The sequence below is a fragment of the Mesorhizobium sp. M0833 genome, from assembly GCF_040319905.1.
Lineage (GTDB): Bacteria > Pseudomonadota > Alphaproteobacteria > Rhizobiales > Rhizobiaceae > Mesorhizobium.
Genome location: NZ_JAMYOQ010000085.1, coordinates 1 through 1,411, shown reverse-complemented (window position 1 = coordinate 1,411; position 1,411 = coordinate 1). Strand labels below are relative to the sequence as shown.

Below are 1,411 nucleotides of genomic sequence, written 5' to 3'. Positions count from 1 at the left end.
TGTAGTGCACCCCTCGGGTGAGACAGAGATCAGTAACAGTTCTCTGTTTCTGAGATCGCCGCAGGGGCTTCCCGCCGCGATCGTATTAGGCCGGCTTCATATTCATCCGGCGATTGATAATCGATCGCCGAATGTAGGCGCTGCTTGTTGTACACGGCGTCGATGAATTCGCCGATCCTGTTCCTTGCATCGTCGATGTCGCGATAGGCTCTGGCGTCGGCTTCCTCCTCCTTCAGCGTTCGCATGAAGCGCTCGGCCTTGGCATTGTCGTAGGGATTTCCCACCCGGCTCATACTCGGCTGGATGTCGTGTGCCGCAAGTCGTGCGGCGTACTCGGCACAGGCATATTGCACGCCGCGATCGCTGTGATGGATGATGGATCCCGGTGCCGGCCTGCGCACCGCAATCGCTTGGTCGAGCGCCTCGATCGCCAGTTCAGCCCTGAGATGGATCGCCAGTGCCCAACCGATGACTTTGCGGCTGAACGCATCGAGCACGACAGCCAGATAGGCGAATTCCTCGGCGAGGTGGACATAGGTGATGTCGGCGACCCAGAGTTGGTCGATGTCCGCCAGTTCGAGGCCTCTTGCCAGATTGGGCACGATCCGCCAGCCATGCCTGGAATTCGTCGTCATCGGCACGAAAGCGGCCCTGCGCAGGCAAAGCAGGTTGTCCTCCCGCATCAGGCGCAGCACGCGCTTGTGGTTCACATGCCAGGCTTCCCGGCCCAGCAGCACGGCAATCCGGCGATAGCCATAGTGTGGGTTCGCCAGCGCCAGGCGTTGAATGGCATCGCGCAAGCCTGCTTCCTCGCGGCGTGGCGACGAGGCCTGCCAGTACCGGTAATAGCCTGATCGGCTCACGCCAGCTAGCCCGCACATCCGCTCGACCGCGATCATGCCTTGCAGCCCGGACACCATCATCGACTGGATGACCGCGTAGATGTCGTCCCGCCAGGCGCGCCGCTCCGCTGGTGCGCTTTCCCGACGTGCTGCAAGGCTTCTTGAAAAAAATCGAGGTCGGCCGCCTGCTGTCCGACGAGACGCTCCAGTTCGCCGATCCGAGCCAATGCCTTCGAAAGCTCGTCAAGCGCTTCCGACGGCAATGCCGGCGCTGCACCGCCCGGGTCATGCGCCTCACCCAGCCGGCGTACCGCTCGCGGCGGACCCACGCCACCGCGCAGAGCTGCTGGCCCGCCTGCACGAAACTGCTTCTGCCATTGATAGAGACCCTTGCGAGAGATGCCGAGCTCCCGCGCCAACTTGCTCACGTTGGCGCCCGCAGCCATGCGTTGCACCGCAGCTATCTTGAATTCGCGACTGAACCGCCGCCCCGGGTCTTCTTTCCTCATCAGCTCTCCTTAATGGAGAACTGTTACCCTTCTCGTGTCTCAGAATCGGGGTGCACTACA

Annotated in this window: 2 protein-coding genes; both read right to left on the bottom strand. The window is 62.1% G+C overall.

Annotation, left to right across the window (positions count from 1 at the left end; translation table 11 throughout):
- Positions 1 to 29: 29 nt before the first annotated feature.
- A complete protein-coding gene (locus NKH98_RS32860) occupies positions 30 to 923 on the bottom strand; it encodes an IS3 family transposase (protein WP_352904311.1) in 894 nt (297 codons plus the stop codon).
- Positions 920 to 1,288, bottom strand: a complete 369-nt coding sequence (locus tag NKH98_RS32855) for a helix-turn-helix domain-containing protein (RefSeq protein ID WP_352904310.1) — start codon at positions 1,286 to 1,288, stop codon at positions 920 to 922. Before NKH98_RS32855 ends, NKH98_RS32860 begins: the two co-directional genes overlap by 4 nt.
- Positions 1,289 to 1,411 lie beyond the last annotated feature (123 nt).

Coding starts and splice junctions, on each gene's coding strand:
- NKH98_RS32860 (WP_352904311.1), bottom strand. CDS start 923: ATGATGGTGTCCGGGCTGCAAGGCATGATCGCGGTCGAGCGGATGTGC.
- NKH98_RS32855 (WP_352904310.1), bottom strand. CDS start 1,288: ATGGCTGCGGGCGCCAACGTGAGCAAGTTGGCGCGGGAGCTCGGCATC.